Annotated in this window: 17 protein-coding genes; all 17 read left to right on the top strand. The window is 44.6% G+C overall.

Annotated features, from left to right (window positions below):
* Positions 1–199 precede the first annotated feature (199 nt).
* Positions 200–790, top strand: coding sequence for a hypothetical protein (locus tag H6A28_RS13865; protein ID WP_204475350.1), 591 nt, complete (start codon positions 200–202; stop codon positions 788–790).
* A 9-nt stretch (positions 791–799) separates the two neighbouring features.
* Positions 800–1,639, top strand: coding sequence for a DUF2764 family protein (locus H6A28_RS13870; RefSeq protein WP_204480843.1), 840 nt, complete (start codon positions 800–802; stop codon positions 1,637–1,639).
* Positions 1,640–1,654: 15 nt separating this feature from the next.
* Positions 1,655–3,412, top strand: coding sequence for a V-type ATP synthase subunit A (locus tag H6A28_RS13875; RefSeq protein ID WP_204475353.1), 1,758 nt, complete (start codon positions 1,655–1,657; stop codon positions 3,410–3,412).
* A 24-nt stretch (positions 3,413–3,436) separates the two neighbouring features.
* Positions 3,437–4,756: a V-type ATP synthase subunit B gene (locus tag H6A28_RS13880; RefSeq protein ID WP_022353282.1), complete on the top strand. Its 1,320-nt coding sequence runs from the start codon at positions 3,437–3,439 to the stop codon at positions 4,754–4,756.
* A gap of 17 nt (positions 4,757–4,773) precedes the next feature.
* A complete protein-coding gene (locus H6A28_RS13885) occupies positions 4,774–5,379 on the top strand; it encodes a V-type ATP synthase subunit D (protein ID WP_204475355.1) in 606 nt (201 codons plus the stop codon).
* Positions 5,376–7,184 (top strand): V-type ATP synthase subunit I, encoded by a 1,809-nt coding sequence (locus tag H6A28_RS13890; RefSeq protein ID WP_204480845.1) that lies wholly within the window; start codon positions 5,376–5,378, stop codon positions 7,182–7,184. The genes H6A28_RS13885 and H6A28_RS13890 overlap by 4 nt, the downstream gene beginning before the upstream one ends.
* A gap of 40 nt (positions 7,185–7,224) precedes the next feature.
* On the top strand, positions 7,225–7,686 hold the full coding sequence (locus H6A28_RS13895; protein WP_022353285.1) for a hypothetical protein: 462 nt from the start codon (positions 7,225–7,227) through the stop codon (positions 7,684–7,686).
* 236 nt (positions 7,687–7,922) lie between these two features.
* A complete protein-coding gene (locus H6A28_RS13900) occupies positions 7,923–9,599 on the top strand; it encodes a glycosyltransferase (RefSeq protein WP_204475359.1) in 1,677 nt (558 codons plus the stop codon).
* A gap of 28 nt (positions 9,600–9,627) precedes the next feature.
* On the top strand, positions 9,628–12,195 hold the full coding sequence (glgP, locus tag H6A28_RS13905; protein ID WP_204480847.1) for an alpha-glucan family phosphorylase: 2,568 nt from the start codon (positions 9,628–9,630) through the stop codon (positions 12,193–12,195).
* Between the two features lie 92 nt (positions 12,196–12,287).
* Positions 12,288–12,965: a response regulator transcription factor gene (locus H6A28_RS13910; RefSeq protein WP_204475362.1), complete on the top strand. Its 678-nt coding sequence runs from the start codon at positions 12,288–12,290 to the stop codon at positions 12,963–12,965.
* The gene (locus H6A28_RS13915; protein WP_204480849.1) at positions 12,962–14,230 is read left to right on the top strand and encodes a sensor histidine kinase; all 1,269 of its coding nucleotides are present in this window, start codon (positions 12,962–12,964) and stop codon (positions 14,228–14,230) included. The genes H6A28_RS13910 and H6A28_RS13915 overlap by 4 nt, the downstream gene beginning before the upstream one ends.
* Positions 14,231–14,334: 104 nt before the next feature.
* Positions 14,335–14,769 (top strand): PepSY-like domain-containing protein, encoded by a 435-nt coding sequence (locus H6A28_RS13920; RefSeq protein ID WP_204475364.1) that lies wholly within the window; start codon positions 14,335–14,337, stop codon positions 14,767–14,769.
* A gap of 158 nt (positions 14,770–14,927) precedes the next feature.
* A complete protein-coding gene (locus H6A28_RS13925; protein WP_204480851.1) occupies positions 14,928–16,814 on the top strand; it encodes an alpha-L-rhamnosidase C-terminal domain-containing protein in 1,887 nt (628 codons plus the stop codon).
* Between the two features lie 388 nt (positions 16,815–17,202).
* Positions 17,203–18,768 (top strand): type I restriction-modification system subunit M, encoded by a 1,566-nt coding sequence (locus H6A28_RS13930; RefSeq protein WP_204480852.1) that lies wholly within the window; start codon positions 17,203–17,205, stop codon positions 18,766–18,768.
* The gene (gene rhuM / locus H6A28_RS13935; RefSeq protein ID WP_204480854.1) at positions 18,755–19,756 is read left to right on the top strand and encodes a virulence protein RhuM/Fic/DOC family protein; all 1,002 of its coding nucleotides are present in this window, start codon (positions 18,755–18,757) and stop codon (positions 19,754–19,756) included. Before H6A28_RS13930 ends, rhuM begins: the two co-directional genes overlap by 14 nt.
* Positions 19,749–20,822 (top strand): restriction endonuclease subunit S, encoded by a 1,074-nt coding sequence (locus H6A28_RS13940; RefSeq protein WP_204480856.1) that lies wholly within the window; start codon positions 19,749–19,751, stop codon positions 20,820–20,822. The genes rhuM and H6A28_RS13940 overlap by 8 nt, the downstream gene beginning before the upstream one ends.
* Before the next feature lie 12 nt (positions 20,823–20,834).
* The coding region (locus H6A28_RS13945) for an AAA family ATPase (protein WP_204480858.1) at positions 20,835–21,362 on the top strand (528 nt) is incomplete at its 3' end.

Here is a 21,362-nt window from a genome sequence, read left to right on the forward strand (position 1 = left end):
CTTTTATCGCTATGTTTCTAATTATCACTGAAATATATTTATTACTATTTCGAACTCACGTTAATTAAAGATCTCATTCCTTTTCAGTGTTTCCAGTTAAATATTCATGAGGAATATACTTGCTTTGAGTAAAAAAGTTGTTATATTTGGGCAACTAAAAAATCTTATAGGCAGTAATCTTTTATAAATATAAATCATCATGGAAAACAAAATTCAAGAGCTAACCGATAAAATCTACCGTGAAGGGGTAGAAAAAGGAAATGAGGAAGCTCAGCGCCTGGTGAATGAAGCTCAGGCTCAGGCGGAGAAGCTGATTGAAGATGCGAAGAAACAGGCTGAAGTGATACTGGCCGATGCAAAAAAATCAGCTGATGAATTGACTGAAAACACAAAATCGGAGTTAAAACTTTTTGCAGGTCAGGCGGTGAATGCGTTGAAGACGGAAGTAGCCAATCTGCTGACTAACCAGACCGTCGAAGATGCGGTGAAAGGTTTTACAGCAGATAAGGAATTCCTTTATAAATTTATTCTGACTTTGGCTGAGAAATGGTCGGTTAATGAACCGATTGAGATTTCAGTAAAAGATGCAGAAGGTTTGAAGAAATACTTTACCTCAAAGGCAAAGAATTTGCTGGATAAAGGCGTCACTATCACTCAGGTAAATGGAATGAAAATGTTGTTTTCCATTTCACCTGCAGATGGCTCTTATAAGGTGAATTTTGGAGAAGAAGAGTTTGAAAATTATTTTAAGGAATTCCTTCGTCCTCAGTTAGTTAAAATGTTGTTTTAATCCAATGGCATGAGCAACTATTATTATTTGGTGGCTGGCTTGCCTACTTTGTCTTTGGATGATGGCAAGCTGAGCTATACCGTTGAAAACTTTAAATCTGAACTTTATCCTTCGTTGTCTGATAAGGACAAAAAACTGATCGATTTGTTTTACCTGAAATTTGATAATATAAATCTACTTAAATTATTAAAGGATAAGGATGCGGGAGTGGACGAACGAGGAAATTTTTCTGCCGAAGATTTGCTTCTTCTGATAGAAGCTGTTCGTCAGGGGGATGTTCGTGAGAAAAAATTCCCTTCTTATTTGTATGATTTCGTAGCATTGTATCTTCAGAGTGCAGGTGAAGAACATTTCGTTGCTGAGGAAGCACTTGCGGCTGCTTATTATGCGTATGCCATGAAATGTGGTAATCGCTTTGTGAGCCGTTGGTTTGAGTTCAGTCTGAATGTGAACAATATTCTTTCTGCTTTTATTTCACGTAAATATAAATTGGAAATAGCTCCACGGATAGTGGGAGATACCGAGGTCTGTGAACTGTTGAGAACGTCAAATGCACGTGATTTCGGCTTGGGTGAGCAGTTGGAGTATATGGAAGATTTGCAACGTATTGCAGAAATGGATGAACTGGTGGAACGAGAAAAGAAAACAGATTTACTGGCTTGGAAGTGGCTGGAAGACGAGTCGTTCTTCAATTATTTCACAGTAGAGCGTCTGTTCGTTTTTTTGTTACAGCTGGAGATGATTGAGCGCTGGATTTCACTGGATAAAGAAAAAGGAAGCGAATTGTTCCGTCAGATGATTCAGCATTTGAAGGAAGAAGTACAGATTCCAGAAGAGTTTAGAAAATAGTAAAAATAAAATAGAATGGCAACAAAAGGAACTGTGATAGGCGTTATCGCCAATATGGTTACATTGACCGTCGATGGTCCGGTGTCACAGAATGAAATCTGTTACATCTCGACCGGAGGCGACCGCCTGATGGCTGAGGTCATCAAAGTGGTGGGTAAAAATGTGTATGTACAGGTTTTTGAAAGTACACGTGGACTGAAAGTGGGTGCAGAAGCCGAATTTACGGGCCACATGCTGGAAGTGACATTGGGACCGGGGATGCTTTCGAAAAACTATGATGGATTGCAGAACGACCTCGACAAAATGGAGGGAGTATTTTTGAAACGTGGCCAGTATACTTATCCGCTGGATAAAGAAAAGAAATGGTTATTTAAACCCATCGTAAAAGCGGGTGATGAAGTGGCTCCTTCTGCTTGGCTGGGCGAAGTGGAAGAAAATCATCAGCCATTGAAGATTATGGTACCTTTCCAGCTTCAGGGCACTTATAAGGTGAAATCCATTGTAGCAGAAGGTGAATATACAATAGAAGATACAGTTGCAGTCTTGACAGATGAAGAAGGCAAGGAGATCCCGGTCAATATGATTCAGAAATGGCCGGTGAAGAAGGCAATGACCAATTATAAAGAGAAGCCGCGTCCCTATAAACTGCTGGAAACGGGTGTACGTGTCATTGATACGATGAACCCGATTGTGGAAGGAGGTACGGGATTTATTCCGGGACCGTTTGGTACAGGAAAGACAGTGCTTCAGCATGCGATTTCCAAACAAGCTGAAGCGGATATCGTAATTATCGCAGCTTGTGGTGAGCGTGCCAACGAGGTAGTGGAAATCTTTACAGAGTTCCCGGAGCTGGTAGACCCGCATACTGGACGGAAGCTGATGGAGCGTACGATTATTGTAGCCAATACTTCTAACATGCCGGTAGCTGCTCGTGAAGCCTCTGTGTACACGGCTATGACGATGGCTGAATTTTATCGCGCCATGGGATTGAAAGTCTTGCTGATGGCCGACTCTACTTCCCGTTGGGCTCAGGCGTTGCGTGAGATGTCCAACCGTATGGAGGAACTTCCGGGACCGGATGCTTTCCCGATGGATTTGTCTGCTATTATTTCTAATTTCTATGGCCGTGCAGGCTATGTGCATCTGAACAATGGACAGACGGGTTCCATTACTTTTATCGGTACGGTGTCACCGGCCGGTGGTAACTTGAAGGAACCGGTGACGGAAAACACGAAAAAGGTAGCCCGCTGTTTCTATGCCTTGGAACAGGAACGTGCCGACCGTAAACGTTATCCGGCCGTAAACCCGATTGATTCTTATTCCAAATATCTGGAATACCCCGAATTTGAAGCCTATATTACAGAGCATATCAACGGAGAATGGATTGGTAAGGTGACGGAACTGAAAACACGTTTGCTGCGTGGTAAGGAAATCGCTGAGCAGATTAACATTCTGGGTGATGATGGGGTACCTGTAGAATATCACGTGATTTTCTGGAAATCAGAACTGATTGACTTTGTCATTTTGCAGCAGGATGCATTTGATGAGGTGGATTCTGTGACTCCGATGGAACGTCAGGAAGAAATCGTGAACATGATCATTGATATCTGCCACACGGATTTCAGCTTCGACAATTTTGTGGAAGTGATGGACTACTTCAAGAAAATGATTAATATCTGCAAGCAGATGAACTATTCACCGTTCCGTTCTCCGCAGTACACGGAGTTCCGGAAACAGTTGCAGGAACTGGTGGATGAACGAAAAGTAAAATAAGTGAAATCAATAAATGGGTAGAAAATGGCGACAAAAGCTTTTCAAAAAATATATACAAAGATTAGCCAGATAACCAAGGCCACTTGTTCGCTGAAAGCGACGGGAGTAGGTTACGATGAACTGGCTATGGTGAACGGCAAGCTGGCGCAGGTGGTGAAGATTGCCGGTGATGAGGTGACTCTGCAGGTTTTTGAAGGTACGGAAGGTATTCCGACCAATGCAGAGGTCGTTTTCTTGGGCAAGTCTCCTACACTGAAAGTGAGCGAGCAGCTGGCCGGACGTTTTTTCAATGCTTTCGGTGAACCGATTGACGGAGGACCGGAGGTAGAAGGTACGGAAGTAGAAATTGGTGGTCCGTCGGTAAACCCGGTACGTCGTAAACAGCCTTCGGAACTGATTGCGACCGGTATTGCCGGTATCGATTTGAACAATACGCTGGTATCCGGACAGAAGATTCCATTCTTTGCCGACCCGGACCAGCCTTTCAACCAGGTAATGGCCAATGTGGCCTTGCGTGCACAGACTGACAAGATTATCCTGGGAGGTATGGGTATGACGAACGATGACTACCTTTATTTTAAGAATGTATTCTCGAATGCAGGTGCCCTCGACCGTATCATCAGTTTTGTGAATACCACAGAAAATCCGCCGGTAGAACGTCTGCTGATTCCGGATATGGCACTGACTGCGGCCGAATATTTTGCAGTGGAGCACAATGAAAAGGTATTGGTATTGCTGACGGATATGACTTCGTATGCCGATGCGTTGGCTATCGTGTCCAACCGTATGGACCAGATTCCTTCGAAGGATTCTATGCCGGGTTCACTTTATTCCGACTTGGCGAAGATATACGAGAAAGCTGTGCAGTTCCCGAGTGGAGGGTCTATCACGATTATTGCGGTGACTACCCTTTCGGGAGGAGATATTACACATGCAGTGCCGGATAATACAGGTTACATCACGGAAGGTCAGCTCTTCTTGCGTCGTGACAGTGACATTGGTAAGGTAATTGTCGATCCGTTCCGTTCATTGTCACGTTTGAAACAGCTGGTAAGCGGTAAGAAGACCCGTAAAGATCATCCGCAGGTAATGAATGCCGCCGTACGTCTGTATGCCGATGCAGCCAATGCCAAGACCAAGATGGAAAACGGTTTCGATTTGACCAATTACGATGAACGTGCGTTGGCTTTTGCCAAGGATTATGCCAACCAGTTGCTGGCCATTGATGTGAACCTGAACACGACCGAAATGTTGGATGTGACTTGGGGATTGTTCCGGAAATATTTCAAGCCGGAAGAGGTGAACATCAAGAAAGAATTCATAGATCAGTATTGGAAGAAATAAAAATATAAGACTTTAAAATGGCAATAAAATTTCAGTATAACAAGACCTCTTTGCAACAGCTTGAAAAGCAGCTGAAGGTCCGTGTGCGTACGCTCCCTATTATTAAGAATAAGGAGAGTGCCCTGCGCATGGAAGTGAAACGCTGCAAGGAAGAAGCTGCCGGGCTGGAGGAACGACTGGAAGCGCAAATCTCCTCATACGAGCACATGCATGCCCTCTGGAATGAGTTTGATGCCTCATTGGTAAAGGTAAAAGATGTGCATCTGGGTGTGCGGAAGATTGCAGGCGTCCGTGTTCCGTTGCTGGATGAGGTGGAGTTTGATATCCGGCCATTTAGCTTATTCTGTAGCCCGAAGTGGTATGCCGACGGTATTCACCTGTTGAAGAAACTTGCCGAAACAGCCATCGAAAGAGAGTTTACGCTTGCTAAACTCGATTTGTTGGAACATGCACGAAAGAAGACCACTCAGAAGGTGAACTTGTTTGAAAAGGTGCAGATACCGGGCTATCAGGATGCGCTGCGGAAAATCAAACGCTTTATGGAAGATGAGGAGAATCTATCAAAATCCTCTCAGAAGATTTTGAAGTCTATTCAGGAGAAAAGAAAGGAGGCGGAAGTATGATTGCAAAAATGACAAAGGTTACTTTTTTGGTGTACCATAAAGAGTATGATTGTTTTTTGAAAAGTATCCGTGACCTGGGAGTCGTACATGTGGTGACAAAGGCGCAGGGAGGAGCTGAGAATGCTTCCTTGCAGGAGAGTATCCGCTTGTCGGCCCGGTATGCTTCTGCCATCAAGTTGTTGCAGGGAATGGGAGTGCCTTCTACTGAATCGCATGAAGGAGATGCAGACAGAGGAGAACAAGCCTTGCAGCAAACGGAAGAATTGCTTCATCAGTCGCAGCAACTGGCTCATCGCCTTCAGGCGGTAGAGAAAGAGGTGACGATGTTAGAACCGTGGGGCGATTTTGATCCTCAAAATATTTCCCGCTTGCAGAAGGCCGGTTACCAGATTGGTTTCTATGTCTGTGCAGAGAAACAGTTCAAACCGGAATGGGCCGATTTATATCATGCTACGGTTATTAACCAGATTGGTTCGAAGCTCTATTTTGTTACAATTACGAAAGGCGATACTGTGCCGGAACTGGAAGTGGAAACGGCCAAGTTGCCGGAAAATTCACTTTCTGTTTTGCAACAGACTGTGACCGACTTAAAGGCTCAGCAGGAAACGCTTCAAAATAAATTGAAGGAACTGGCTGAAACCGTAATTCCGGATTTACAGGCAGCCCAACACCGGGTACATTCGCAGATTGAGTTCTCGAAGGTAGTATTGAGTACCGATACCTTGGCTGACAATAAGTTGATGTTGCTGGAAGGATGGATTCCAACGGAGCGTGTACCGGAAATGACCGAGTTTCTTCGTTCGCAGGAAGTCTATTATGAAACAGCAGCTCCACAGCCGGGAGATGATGTACCAATTCTATTGGAGAACAAAGATTTCTTCCGGTTATTCGAACCGATCATGCGGCTGTATATGTTGCCGAAGTACAATGAATTGGACTTGACTCCGTTCTTTGCCCCGTTCTTTATGTTGTTCTTCGGTCTTTGCTTGGGAGATTCAGGGTATGGTTTGTTCATGTTACTGGCCGTTACGTTGTATCGTTTGTTTGCCAAGAAACTGAGTGCCTCCATGAAGTCAATTCTGACTTTGGTGCAGATTCTGGGCGCTTCGACCATGGTGTGCGGACTGCTGACAGGTACCTGTTTCGGTTTTAACCTGTATGACATTCAATTGCCGTTCTTCCAGACTTTGAAAGAATCTATTTCGTTAGACAACCAGCAGATGTTCAATCTTTCACTGATTTTAGGAGGAGTACAGATTATTTTCGGTATGATACTGAAGTCTGTCAATCAGACCATTCAGTTTGGAGTGAAATACGCTATTTCCACCATCGGATGGATTTTGATTTTGGTCAGCACGGCAGTGGCTTTTGCGGCTCCTGGTGTGATGCCGATGGGCGGTACGCTGCATCTGATATTCTTGGGTATCGGTGTACTGATGGCCTATCTGTACAATAGTCCGGATAAGAATGTGTTTGTCAATATCGGTTTAGGATTGTGGGATACCTACAACATGGCTACTGGCTTGTTAGGTGATGTCTTGTCGTATGTCCGTCTGTTCGCCTTGGGTCTTTCCGGTGGCATTCTGGCCAGTGTGTTCAACAGTTTGGCTGTCGGAATGAGTCCGGACAATGTGATAGCTGGTCCGATCGTCATGGTGCTGATATTTGTCATCGGTCATGCCATCAATATCTTTATGAATGTATTGGGTGCCATGGTGCATCCGATGCGTCTGACTTTCGTGGAATTCTTCAAGAATGCCGGATACGAAGGAGGAGGAAAGGAATACAAGCCTTTCAAAAATTAAAATAACAAAGTAATTAAAAACTAAAAAACAAATAATTATTATGGAAATGAATCTTTTGATTGCCTACATCGGCATCGCAATTATGGTTGGTTTGTCAGGTATCGGTAGTGCATATGGTGTAACCATTGCAGGTAATGCCTCCATTGGCGCATTGAAGAAAAATGACAGTGCGTTTGGTAACTTCTTGGTATTGACGGCCCTTCCGGGTACACAGGGTCTGTATGGTTTTGCCGGTTACTTTATGTTCCAGAGTATTTTCGGTGTATTGACTCCGGAGATTACAGCTATTCAGGCTTGTGCCGTATTGGGTTCAGGTATCGGTCTGGGACTGGTAGCCTTGTTCTCTGCCATCCGTCAGGGACAGGTTTGTGCCAACGGTATTGCAGCCATCGGACAGGGACACAACGTATTTGGTAATACCCTAATTTTGGCAGTATTCCCTGAATTGTATGCTATTGTTGCTTTGGCAGCTACCTTTTTGATGGGATCTGCACTGGCATAAATTAGTGAATTATTCTGTATCCCCTTCATACGGTCGTCAGGCTGTCTGAAGGGGATTTCTTTTTCATTTTTGTTACATATACAATTTTTGTATCCTGTTGATAGTCTGATAACTATGATACATTTGTCTATCTGTGATGTACAGAAACGATGCTGTCGGCATAAAAAATTTCGTTTTTTTCTTCCGTTTCAATATTTTTTGTATCTTCGCGGTTGATTTAGAAGATATTAAAGACGATGATGAAACAGTTACTAACACCTGATTATATTTTCGAATCTAGTTGGGAAGTATGTAATAAAGTGGGTGGCATCTACACTGTATTGTCTACAAGAGCAAAAACCTTGCAGAACACTTTCCCTGATCGAATCTTTTTTATAGGACCAGATGTCTGGTTGGGTAAGGAAAATCCTATGTTCACCGAAGATCCGAAGCTTTTGGAAGCGTGGAAAGAACATGCAGTCAAAAAAGACGGCCTGCAAATTCGGGTTGGACGGTGGAATATTCCAGGAACTCCCATTGCAATCTTAGTGGATTTTACTCCTTTCTATAAAGATAAAAATGATATTTATACGCAAGCATGGCTTGACTATCATGTGGACTCCTTGCATGCCTATGGAGATTATGATGAAGCTTCCATGTTTTCGTATGCAGCCGGGAAGGTGGTCGAAAGTTTCTACAGGTACAATTTGACCATGACCGACAAGGTGATTTACCAGGCTCACGAGTGGATGACCGGAATGGGAGCCCTCTACGTGCAGAAACATGTACCGGAAATAGCCACAATCTTTACTACACACGCAACAACTATCGGACGTTCCATTGCCGGGAACAATAAACCCCTCTATGATTACTTATTCGCTTACAACGGTGACCAGATGGCCCGTGAACTGAATGTGGAGTCCAAGCATTCCATTGAGAAGCAGACTGCCCATTTTGTAGATTGTTTCACTACGGTCAGCGACATTACCAACAACGAATGCAAGGAATTGTTGGAAAAAGAAGCCGATGTAGTATTGATGAACGGTTTTGAAGATGATTTCGTTCCGAAAGGTGAAATGTTCGGAAAGAAACGCAAGTATGCCAGAGCCTTGCTCCTGAATTTGGCTAACAAGCTGTTAGGTACGAAGATGGACGACGATACGTTGATTGTGGTTACCAGCGGACGCTATGAATTCAAGAACAAAGGTATCAATGTCTATCTGGAGGCCTTGAACCGTTTAACCCGTGAGAAGAACTTGACTCGTGAAGTCTTGGCTTTTGTCAATGTGCCAGGTTGGGTAGGCGAGGCCCGTGAAGACTTGAAGCAGCGTTTGGAAAGTGATAAGGATTACGATACTCCCTTGGAGGTTCCTTTCATCACCCATTGGTTGAATAATATGAGCCATGACCAAGTATTGGATATGCTGAAATACTTGAACATGTCGAATGCAGCTGATTCCAAGGTGAAAGTGATTTTTGTACCTTGCTATCTGGATGGAAAGGACGGCATAGTGAACGAAGTGTATTATGACTTGCTCATTGGTGCCGATATGAGTGTGTATCCTTCTTATTATGAGCCATGGGGATATACGCCGCTGGAGAGTATTGCCTTCAAGGTGCCGACTGTGACAACCGATTTGGCAGGCTTTGGCTTGTGGGTAAACTCGTTGAAAGGGCACTACGGTACGTTGCAAGAGGGTGTGAAGGTGATTCATCGCACGGATTATAATTATTCGGAAGTGGCCGATGGAATTCGCGATACCATTACAGATTTCTCTAAACTGTCAGAATCGGAAGTGAACGTAATTCGTAACAATGCGGCAGATATCGCGGAAAAAGCTTTATGGAAACACTTTATCCGCTACTATTATGAGGCATACGACATCGCTTTGCGTAAGGCGCATGAACGTTGCAAATCCTATAAACAAAAATGAACTATTAAAACATTAGTAAATTAGTGATATGAAAATCAAGACAAACTATGCTAATTCTCCTGCATGGCGGGAGATTAATGTGAAATCCCGTATTCCGGAATCTCTGAAGATGCTGGAAGTGATGGCTCGCAACATTTGGTGGGCATGGAATGACGATGCCACTGATATGTTCAAAGAACTGGATCCGGAATTATGGCGTGCTGTAGGGCAGAATCCGGTTGCTCTGTTGGAACGATTGAACTATGAGAAACTGGAGGCATTGTCTGTAGATAAAGAGATGCTGGGCAAAATCAATGCGATTTATGATAGATTCACTGAATATATGTCTGTAAAGCCGGATAAGAACCGTCCGTCTGTCGCATATTTCTGTATGGAGTATGGTTTGACTCACGTACTGAAAATCTATTCCGGTGGTCTGGGTATCTTGGCCGGTGATTATCTGAAAGAAGCCTCAGACAGTAACGTAGATATGTGCGGTATAGGTTTCCTGTACCGTTACGGTTATTTCACTCAGAGCCTTTCAATGGACGGACAGCAGATTGCTAACTACGAAGCACAGAACTTCGGTAGCCTGCCATTGGAACGTGTGAAAGACGAAAACGACCAGCCGTTGGTATTGGATGTACCTTACTTGAACTATTACGTACATGCATACGTATGGAGAGTCAATGTAGGTCGTGTACCTTTGTATTTGCTGGATACCGATAATGAAATGAACAGCGAATTCGACCGTTCCATCACTCACCAGCTGTATGGTGGTGACTGGGAAAACCGTCTGAAACAGGAAATCCTGTTGGGTATCGGTGGTGTGCTGCTGTTGAAGAAACTGGGTATCAAGAAAGACGTATATCACTGCAACGAAGGACATGCGGCATTGTGTAATGTACAGCGTCTGTGTGATTACGTGGAAAGCGGCATGACATTCGATGAAGCATTGGAAGTGGTTCGTGCTTCTTCTTTGTATACTGTACACACTCCGGTTCCGGCTGGACACGATTATTTCGATGAAGGCTTGTTCGGCAAGTACATGGGTGGTTATCCGCAGCGTATGGGTATCAGCTGGCAGGATTTGATGGACTTAGGTCGTATCAATCCGGGTGACCCGAACGAACGCTTCTGTATGTCTACCTTTGCTTGCAACACTTGTCAGGAAGTGAACGGTGTGAGCTGGTTGCATGGAAAAGTTTCTCAGGAAATGTTCTCTGGTATCTGGAAAGGTTACTTCCCGGAAGAAAACCACGTAGGATATGTGACTAACGGTGTACATTTCCCCACTTGGTGTGCTTCTGAATGGAAAGCATTGTACAACAAATATTTTGACAAGAACTTCATGAACGACCAGTCTAACCCGAAGATTTGGGAACGTATCTACAATGTGCCCGATGAAGAAATCTGGAAGACTCGTGTGGCTTTGAAGAACAAATTGATCAATTATATCCGCGACCAGTTCCGCGACACTTGGTTGAAGAACCAGCGTGATCCGTCGCGTGTGGTTTCTTTGATGGATAAGATTAATCCGAACGCACTGTTGATTGGTTTCGCCCGTCGTTTTGCCACTTACAAACGTGCCCACTTGCTGTTTACTGATTTGGACCGCTTGTCTAAGATCGTGAACAATCCGGATTATCCGGTTCAGTTCCTGTTTGCCGGTAAGGCTCACCCGCACGATGGCGCAGGTCAGGGATTGATCAAGAAGATTGTAGAAATCTCTAACCGTCCGGAATTCTTAGGTAAGATTATCTTCCTGGAGAACTACGATATGAAGTTGGCCCGTCGTCTGGTTTCAGGTGTAGATATCTGGATGAACACTCCGACACGTCCGTTGGAAGCTTCCGGTACATCTGGGGAAAAAGCCTTGATGAACGGTGTAGTTAACTTCTCTGTATTGGACGGATGGTGGCTGGAAGGCTATCGTGAAGGTGCCGGATGGGCATTGACCGAGAAACGTACTTACCAGAACCAGGAATACCAAGACCAGTTGGATGCCGCTACTATCTACAGTATTCTCGAAACAGAAATCCTGCCGTTGTACTATGCGAGAAACAAGAAAGGATATTCTGAAGGCTGGGTAAGAACCATCAAGAATTCTATCGCTCAGGTAGCTCCTCATTATACCATGAAACGTCAGTTGGATGACTACTACAGAAAGTTCTATACCAAAGAAGCTACTCGTTTCCATACATTGGAAGCCAATAACTTTGAAGAGGCAAAGAAGATTGCCGCATGGAAGGAAGAAGTGGCTGCCAAGTGGGACGAAATCCAGGTGGTTTCCTTCAACAAGTGCCAGGATTTGTGCAACGGTAACGTAGAAAGCGGTAAGGACTACAAGTTGACTTGCGTAATTGATGAAAAGGGTCTGGACGATGCCATCGGCGTAGAACAGGTAGTAACTTACACCAATGCAGAAGGACGTGAATACATCTATGCGGTCAATCCGATGAAGATGGTGAAACGTGAAGGCAATCTGTTCACTTTCGAAATGGTAGCCAGCTTGTCAAATGCCGGAAGCTTCAAAGTGGCTTATCGTATGTTCCCGAAGAACGACGCGCTGCCTCACCGTCAGGACTTCTGCTATGTACGCTGGTTTAATGAATAAAAGTAACTGTTTATTCAGATAATCATAACGAAGCCATTCCGGACAAATTGATAAGGTCTGGAATGGCTTTTTTTGTCTTTAAATGATATGCCATGAAAATATTGATTGTAGAAGACGATGCGGACCTCCGCGAAATCACCACCCAGTCGCTTGAGAAAGAACGTTATGTGGTGTCGCAGGCCCCTGATTACAAGACTGCTTTACGCAAGATAGAAGATTATGATTACGATTGTATCTTGCTGGACATCATGCTGCCCGACGGTTGCGGACTCGACTTGCTGGAAGAATTACAGGCCTTGGGAAAGCGGACCAACGTGATTATCCTGTCGGCCAAGGATTCGCTGGAAGACAAGGTGAAAGGATTGGATTTAGGAGCGGACGATTACCTTCCGAAGCCCTATCATCTGGCCGAACTGCATGCCCGTCTGAAGAGCTTGTTCCGGCGTAACCAGCGCGAAGGAGAGAAGAAAGTGACCTATGGCAATGTGGAAATCATTCCCGACCATTTCAAAGTCACTGTAGGCGGAAAGGAAGTCGATTTGAACCGGAAAGAATACGATATTCTGCTTTACTTTATGTTGCGTCCCGGCCGGCTGGTGAACAAGACCACGTTGGCCGAATCGGTGTGGGGCGACCATATTGATCAGGTAGATAATTTCGACTTCATTTATGCCCAGATCAAGAACCTGCGCAAGCACTTGAAAGATGCGGGAGCTACGGTAGAGCTGAAAGCTGTATATGGTATAGGATATAAACTGATAGAAGAATGAAACTGTTTCAGCTGGTCATGTGGCGCATGTCCGCCATCTTGGTCGTCATCCTGACGTGCTGGGCCGTATTGTTTTATGTGGCCGTCATGGAGGAAGTGAACGACGAAGTGGACGATTCCTTGAGCGATTATGCCGAATCTTTGATACTCCGTTCGCTTTCAGGTGAAGAAATGCCCGCCACCAATAACGGTTCGAACAACCAGTATTTCTTGTACGAGGTGAGTGCGCAATATGCCGCGTCTTATCCTAAAATCTCCTATCGGGATGAAATGATTTACATTACAGCGAAAGGGGAGACCGAACCTGCCCGTGTCCTGATGACCATTTTCCAGAAAGACGACGGGGGATACATGGAACTGGTGGTGTATACGCCTACCATTGAGAAGTATGACCTTCAGCGGGCCATCCTCGGATGGATTGTGTTCTTGTATGTCCTTTTGTTGCTGATGATTTTGGCCGTCAATGCCTGGGTGTTCTATCGGAACATGCGTCCGCTGTATACCTTGCTGCAATGGCTGGAGAATTATCGGCTGGGTACCAAACAGGAACCGCTCGACGAGTCGGTGCGGATTGTGGAATTCCGGAAGCTGAACGAGGCTGCCAACCTGTTCTCGGAACGCAACGAGCAGCTCTATGAACAGCAGAAACTCTTTATCGGAAACGCCTCTCATGAGATGCAGACCCCGCTGGCCATCTGTCGTAACCGGCTGGAGATGCTGATGGAGGATGACACGCTGTCCGAAAAACAGCTTTCGGAACTGATGAAAACCCACCGTACGCTGGAGAATCTGACCCGTCTGAACAAGTCGCTGCTGCTTTTGTGCAAGATTGAGAACCGGCAGTTTACCGATGTGAAGCCAATTTGTCTGAACGAGCTGCTGATGCACTACCTGGACGATTACAAGGAAGTGTATGCGTATCGTCGTGTGCAGGTGGAAGTGCATGTGGAGCATTGTTTCCGACTGGAGATGAGTGAGTCGCTGGCCACTGTTTTGCTGACCAACCTGCTGAAGAATGCCTTTGTGCATACGGAGGAAGGAGGTACCATTACGCTTACTTTCACTGCTTCGTCTTTTGAAATCCGTAATACCGGAGAGGCACCTCTGAACAAAGACCGTATTTTCGAGCGTTTCTATAAGGAAGGAAAGAAAGAAGGTTCTACGGGACTGGGGCTGGCTTTGGTCGATTCCATTTGCAAGGCATATCGGCTCCGTCTTTCCTATCGTTTTGAGGACGGAATGCACATTTTCACGATTCTTTCTTGATTCTTTGTTGAAAAAAGGTGATTCTTCAGAATCTTTTCAGAATTGGGTCTCATCTTTGCAGTACAATAAATCATTAAAGTATTCATTTTAAAACAATAGACATTATGAAAAAGTTAGTTTTCCTGCTCGTGTGTGTGTTCACTGTATCAACTGTGGCAATGGCCGATAACGAAAAACCTATTCAGGTAGGACAGTTGCCAACCAAGGCTCAGACTTTCATTAGTACTTATTTTAAAGGTAAAAAAGTGGCTTTGGCCAAACAAGACAGTGATTTGTTCAGCAAGTCGTACGACGTCATCTTCACCAATGGTGAGAAAGTGGAATTTGACAAGTCGGGCGACTGGACAGAAGTGAAATGCTTGCCGGCTGTTCCGTCACAGCTGATTCCTGCTGCCATCCGTACGTATGTGAAGACCAACTATCCCGATGCTTCCATCACCCAGATTGAACGCAAGCGGAATGAGTATGAAGTGAAGCTTTCTAATCGCTGGGAACTTACCTTCGACAGCCAGATGAACGTAATCGACATTGACGACTGATTCCAGACAATTTCTATGATATGCAGCCCGTTTCTCTGAGAAGAGGAGCGGGCTGTCTTTTTAGTGCCGTTTTTCTTTGTCTTTGGTAGAATCTATTGTTTTTGTCATGGTTTTCTTCTTATGTCTGTTATTTTTGTAGAGTAAAAAAATCAAATAGGATGAAAAAGTGGTTATGTGTGATAGTTTGTTTCTTTTCTCTCTATGTTCAGGCCCAGGTCTGGACTATGAAAGGAAAAGAGCCGGCAGGTCCTGGTACCTGGTGGTGTTTCCGCAATACGGTGACGCTGGATGAACAGCCCAACTATCGTCTGGCAGAGTCAAACATCGGGTTCGATGCAGTGAAAGACATCCCTTTCATGTTGCCCGATTATGATGACAAAAAGTGGAAGAAAGCCACGGAAATATCACTGGAAAAAGCCGGATGGAATCAGCTGGTAGACCGCCCCATTCCATTCTGGAAAGACTATGGCCTGAAACCCTACGCATGCACCGAAATGCAAGGTGATACCCTGTTGCGGGCCTATCTGCCTTACAATGCACAGGTCACTCCCTACATCCGGCTGAAAGCTCCGGCTGGCAAGTGCATCCGCATTCGTACAGATAACTACCGGGGCGGTTCGGAGCCCAATGTGTTCGCTGAATATCGCACCCGGGAAGGTGAGCAGGAGTTTGAATGCAAGGGCTGGATGAACGGCCACTATGTGCAGTATGAATTGCCGGAAGGCGTGGAGGTGCTCGACGTGAAATACCGTGAAACGGGATACGATACCTCTTTTGCCGGCAGTTTCGCTTGCGACGACCCGATGCTGACCCGCTTGTGGAACAAGGCGCAACGCACGCTGTACATCACCATGCGCGACACGTACATGGACTGTCCCGACCGCGAGCGTGCCCAGTGGTGGGGCGATGTGGTAAACGAACAGGGTGAGGCCTTTTATGCACTCGATGAGAAAGCCCATCTGTTGACCCGCAAGGGTATTCATGAATTGATGGGCTGGCAGCGGGCTGACAGCACTATCTTTGCCCCTGTACCGGCCGGAAACTACAAAGACGAACTGCCCATGCAGATGATGGCCAGTGTGAGCCATTATGGTTTTTGGACTTACTACATGGGTACGGGCGACCGTGAGACGATTCTCGATGTACTTCCGCGGGTAAAGAAATACATTCACGTATGGAAAACAGATTCCTTGGGATTGGTCGTACCCCGTTCCGGCGGATGGACTTGGGGCGACTGGGGAGAAAACAAGGACATGACGCTGCTGTTCAATCTCTGGTACGTGATTGCCCTGAAGGGGTACGAAGAAATGAATCAGCTGGCTGGCGAGCCGGAAGAAGCCGCTTGGGCGCACGCCACTGCCGACCGCTTGCGGAAAGTGTTTCACCGTACATTTTGGAACGGAAAGTATTACGTTTCTCCGGGATATCAGGGAAAGCCCGACGACCGTGCGCAGGCGTTGGCTGTCGTGTCGGGTGTCTTGCCCGAAGAACTGTATCCGGTCATCCGTCCTTTCTTTTCTGAGTGGTATCACGCCAGTCCGTACATGGAGAAATACGTGCTGGAGGCCCTCTGCACGATGGGCTATTATCAGGATGCCCTGAACCGCATGAAGCTGCGTTACCACGCCATGATAGAAAGTCCGCTGACCACCTTGTGGGAAGGCTGGGGTATCGGCAGTGAAGGTTTCGGGGGCGGTACCTACAATCACGCCTGGAGCGGAGGCCCGCTGACCATTCTTTCGCAGTACATCGTCGGTATAGAGACCGTGGAACCGGCCTTTCGGACTTTCCGTGTAGCTCCTCATCCGGCACACCTGAATTTCATCCGTACGCAAGTTCCCTTATCGGGTGGCCGCCGCATCGTGCTGGAAATGGACAAGTCGGCTCACGGCGGAACCATGTATCTCCGGGTGCCGGAAGGTACGTCTGCCGAGGTAGAGCTTCCTGCCGAATTTCGTAGCTGGCGTGTGAACGGCGAGCCGAAAAGCGAACGGGAGTTGAGGCTCTCTGCCGGGGAATGGCGGTTTGAGATGCAGGCGGATTAGGCTTGTTTTTGATGATGATATTGTGAAGGTCGGGAGTGGAAGAAACTTCCGGCCTTTTTTATTCAGACGCTGCTACATTAAGAGGAATAGGTCTTTACATTTTCTATGTTTCCCTATCGGGAACCGTACGTTTCCCGGTGCGGAGCCGTATGTTTTCCGTAAGGGAAACGTAGGTTTCTGCTTGCGGAAACGTAAAAATTGACAGGCGGTTTTCGGATGAAGGACTTGAGGGTCTGGGGATAAGGTTGGATGGAATCTTTTAAATGCAACTGTAGCTTTTCTCATGCTTAATCATTACATTTGCAAATAATGTATGCTGTTGGAAAGATGGATAGCTGCATATTAATTTAAAACAACCGATGAGTAATAGAAAAGAAGAGTAAAGAACATGGCAAAGAAGTTACAGAAAGAAAAGAGTATTGAGGAAACCCTTTGGGAATCTGCAAATAAACTGCGTGGTTCTGTAGAACCTTCAGAGTATAAACACGTCGTATTAAGTCTGATATTTCTGAAATATGCTTTCGACCGTTTTGTGGAAAGACGTGATGAATTGGTTTCGGAAGGCAAAGACGCATTTGTCAATCAGGCTGTGTTCTATAATGCAAAGAACGTGTTTTATTTGAGCGAAATCAGTCGCTGGGATTACTTAATAGAAAACGCAAAACAGAACGATATTGCCATTAAGATAGATGCGGCTTTGGCGCAGGTGGAAAAGGATAATCCGGCACTGAAAGGCGCATTACCGAGCAATTATTATTCAGGTTTGGGTCTTGACCGTACCAAATTGGCCAGTCTGCTGGATGTGATTGGCAAGATAGATACGCAGAAAGATAAAGAACATGATTTGATAGGGCGTGTTTACGAATATTTCTTGGGAAAATTTGCCATAGCAGAAGGAAAGGGAAAAGGAGAGTATTACACTCCTAAGACAATCGTTAATCTGATAGCGGAAATGATTCAACCCTATCGGGGCAAAATATATGACCCGTGTTGTGGCTCAGGAGGTATGTTCGTGCAAAGCATGAAGTTCATCGAAGCACATCATGGCAACAAGAAGGATATTTCCGTTTATGGCCAGGAATACACGAATACCACTTATAAACTGGCCAAGATGAACTTGGCAATTCGTGGCATTGCTTGTAATTTGGGAGAAAAAGCCGCCGATACCTTTCACGATGACCAGCATAAGGATTTGAAGGCCGATTTTATCATGGCCAATCCTCCTTTTAACCAAAAAGCATGGCGTGCAGAAAATGAGCTGACTGCCGACCCACGCTGGCACGGTTACGATGTGCCGCCTACCAGTAATGCCAATTACGGTTGGATTCTGAATATTGTATCCAAATTGTCGGCCAATGGTATGGCAGGTTTTCTGCTTGCCAACGGTGCGTTGAGTGGAGATGGCACTGAACTGAATATCCGTCGTCAGTTGCTTAAGAATCATTTGGTGGAAGCCATTGTGATTCTTCCTCGTAATATGTTCTATTCCACCGACATCAGCGTAACGCTTTGGATTCTGGCTGGTAACCGCAAAGCCCGTACCGTAGAACAGAACGGAGAGTTGGTGAAATACCGTAACCGTGAAAATGAGGTGCTGTTCATTGACTTGCGCCAGTGGGGAGAACCCTTTGAGAAGAAATACATCCAGTTCTCCAAAGAACAAATAGCACAGATAGCCGAGAACTTTCATAACTGGCAGCGTGAAGGATACGAACAGACTTACCAGAACGTACCGGAATATTGCTATTCAGCCACACTTGAAGAGATTGAAGCCAAAGGATGGTCACTTGTTCCCAGCAAATACATTGAGTTCAAGAGCCGTGATGAAGGTATTGACTTCGACTCCAAGATGAAAGAGCTGCAAGCAGAAATGAAGGAATTGTTGAAACAGGAAGAAGAAAGCAAGAAGGATTTGTTGAATCTGTTCAGGGAGTTGGGCTATGGAATTGAATGACAAAATAGTAATCTATCGTTCGGAAGATGGAGAAACGCAGCTTGAGGTCAGAATAAATCAAGATACGGTATGGTTGAATGCCTATCAGATAGCCGAACTATTTGGGCGCGATTCAAAAACAATCCGTAAGCATATAGCGAATGCCATAAAAGAAGAACTTGCAGGCGAAGTGGTAGTCGCAAATTTTGCGACAACCACAGCACATGGTGCGATAGAAGGTAAAAGCCAGACCCATGAGGTACGTTTCTATAACCTTGATGTTATCATTTCTGTTGGTTATCGGGTCAAATCAAAAAAGGGTGTGGACTTTCGCCGTTGGGCCAATAAGGTGCTGAAAGAATATCTGGTGAAAGGCTATGCCGTCAACAAGGCTTTGACCGAACAGCATTATACTGAATTGAAGCAACTGGTAACGGTCTTGGGCCGTATAGTCAAGGCGCAGGAAGCACTGACCTCGGAAGATGCGCTCAATTTGGTGGCAGTGGTTTCCGATTACGCTTATGCTCTCGATACGTTAGACAGATACGATTATCAGCAACTGGCGGTAGAGCAGACCACTAACGAAGTAAAGTTCCATGCTACCTACGAGGGAGCCATGCAGGCCATAGAAGAACTGAAGGAAAAATTCGGTGGAAGTCAGTGGTTTGCCCATGAGAAGGATGATTCCTTTAAAAGTTCCATCGGGCAAATATACCAGACTTTTGGCGGGCAAGATCTTTACCCTTCTGTAGAGGAAAAAGCGGCTATGCTGCTTTATCTCGTCACGAAAAATCATTCGTTTAGTGATGGCAACAAACGTATTGCTGCCACCCTTTTCCTGTGGTTTATGGCCGGTAACGGCATTCTCTACAATCCGGATAGAAGTAAGCGCATTGCCGACAACACCCTTGTGGCTCTTACGCTGATGATTGCTGAGAGCCGTACAGAAGAAAAGGATATTATGGTGAAAGTAGTAGTCAATCTGATTAATAAGAACAACTATGAGTAAGGAGAATTATAGACGGCTGGGTGATTATATTCGTGAGGTGGATGTAAGGAATCGGGATTTGGAGGTGAAAGAACTTTTGGGGGTTAGTATCTCCAAAGAATTTATACCATCTATAGCAAATACTATCGGAACTGATATGTCTTCTTATAAGGTGGTTGAACCATTGCAATTTGCGTATGGTCCGGTTACATCGCGTAACGGTGATAAAGTGTCCATTGCATTATATACGGGTAAAGGAAAAATTATTATTTCGCAGGCCTATACGGTTTTTGAAGTAAAGAATCAGGATGAACTTCTTCCCGAGTATTTAATGATGTGGTTTCGTCGTCCAGAGTTTGACCGTTATGCCCGCTTTAAATCTCATGGCAGCGCAAGAGAGATTTTTAGTTGGGAGGAAATGTGTGATGTTTTTCTTCCTATTCCTTCCATTGAACAACAACGAAAGATAGTTGTCGAATACGAAACCATTTCCCGAAGAATCCGTCTGAACAAACAAATAATCACTCGTTTGGAAGAAACAGCTCAAACACTCTACCGCAAAATGTTTGTAGATGAGATTGATAAAGAGAATTTGCCGGAAGGTTGGAGAATGGGGACATTGGAAGAAATTGCCGATTTCAAGAATGGCAAGGCTATAAAAACAAATAACGGCATTATACCTATTTACGGAGGGAATGGAATAATAGGTTACACGGAATCTTTTAATGCGAAGAATGTAATCATTATTGGAAGAGTAGGCATTAATTGTGGGAATGCATTTTTAGAGCCTAATAAATGTTGGGTAAATGACAATGCAATGATGGCTATGTCTAAATCGAATAATATATATTTCTTATATTGGCTTATACGTGGGATGGATTTAAATAGTCAAAGCGAAGGTTCTGGTCAACCACTGTTGACACAAGTTATATTGAATCAACAAGAGTGTCCTATTCCGTCACATATCGCAATAAAAAGATTTGATGATCAAGCGAAGATTTTGGTTAGGAATATATTTTTAATGCAACATGAGATTATAAAATTAACTGAATTACAGTCTTTGCTATTGGCGAAGATGGGGCAATAAGATTGATTAGTTATGTCATTTAGTTTAATAAAAGCGATATTTATAAATCGTGCACCATTTGAACATTTAGAACTTGATTTTAAAGAAAGAGGTATAAATGTTTTGTCCGCAATTAATGGGAATGGGAAAACAACTATTCTTTCACATATAACAGATGCTTTTTATGAATTGGCGAAAGATGTATTTCATAATGAATTTGAAGGTCGAGAAAATAAATATTATAGAGTATCTTCTTCATTGTATAATCTTAATCCTGCAAATCCTTCATATGTATATTTGCGGTTTGAATACAATGGTGAGTATATAGATTATGTTGATATTCGCAATAAATGTACGGAGGAGCAATACAATTCTGTAATTATTTTGGATTCTAAAATTGAGTTTGCAAAAATTCGTAATACACTTTCCGAATCAAATAATATCAAGTATTGGTCATTGAATGATGAGAAGAAAATAAAGGATATCTTTTCTAATTCTGTATTAACATATTTTCCTTCATATAGATACGAAACACCAAGTTATCTTAATGAACCTTATAAC

Origin of the sequence: Bacteroides mediterraneensis (genome assembly GCF_016900355.1) — a bacterium.
In the GTDB taxonomy this organism is placed as follows: domain Bacteria; phylum Bacteroidota; class Bacteroidia; order Bacteroidales; family Bacteroidaceae; genus Phocaeicola.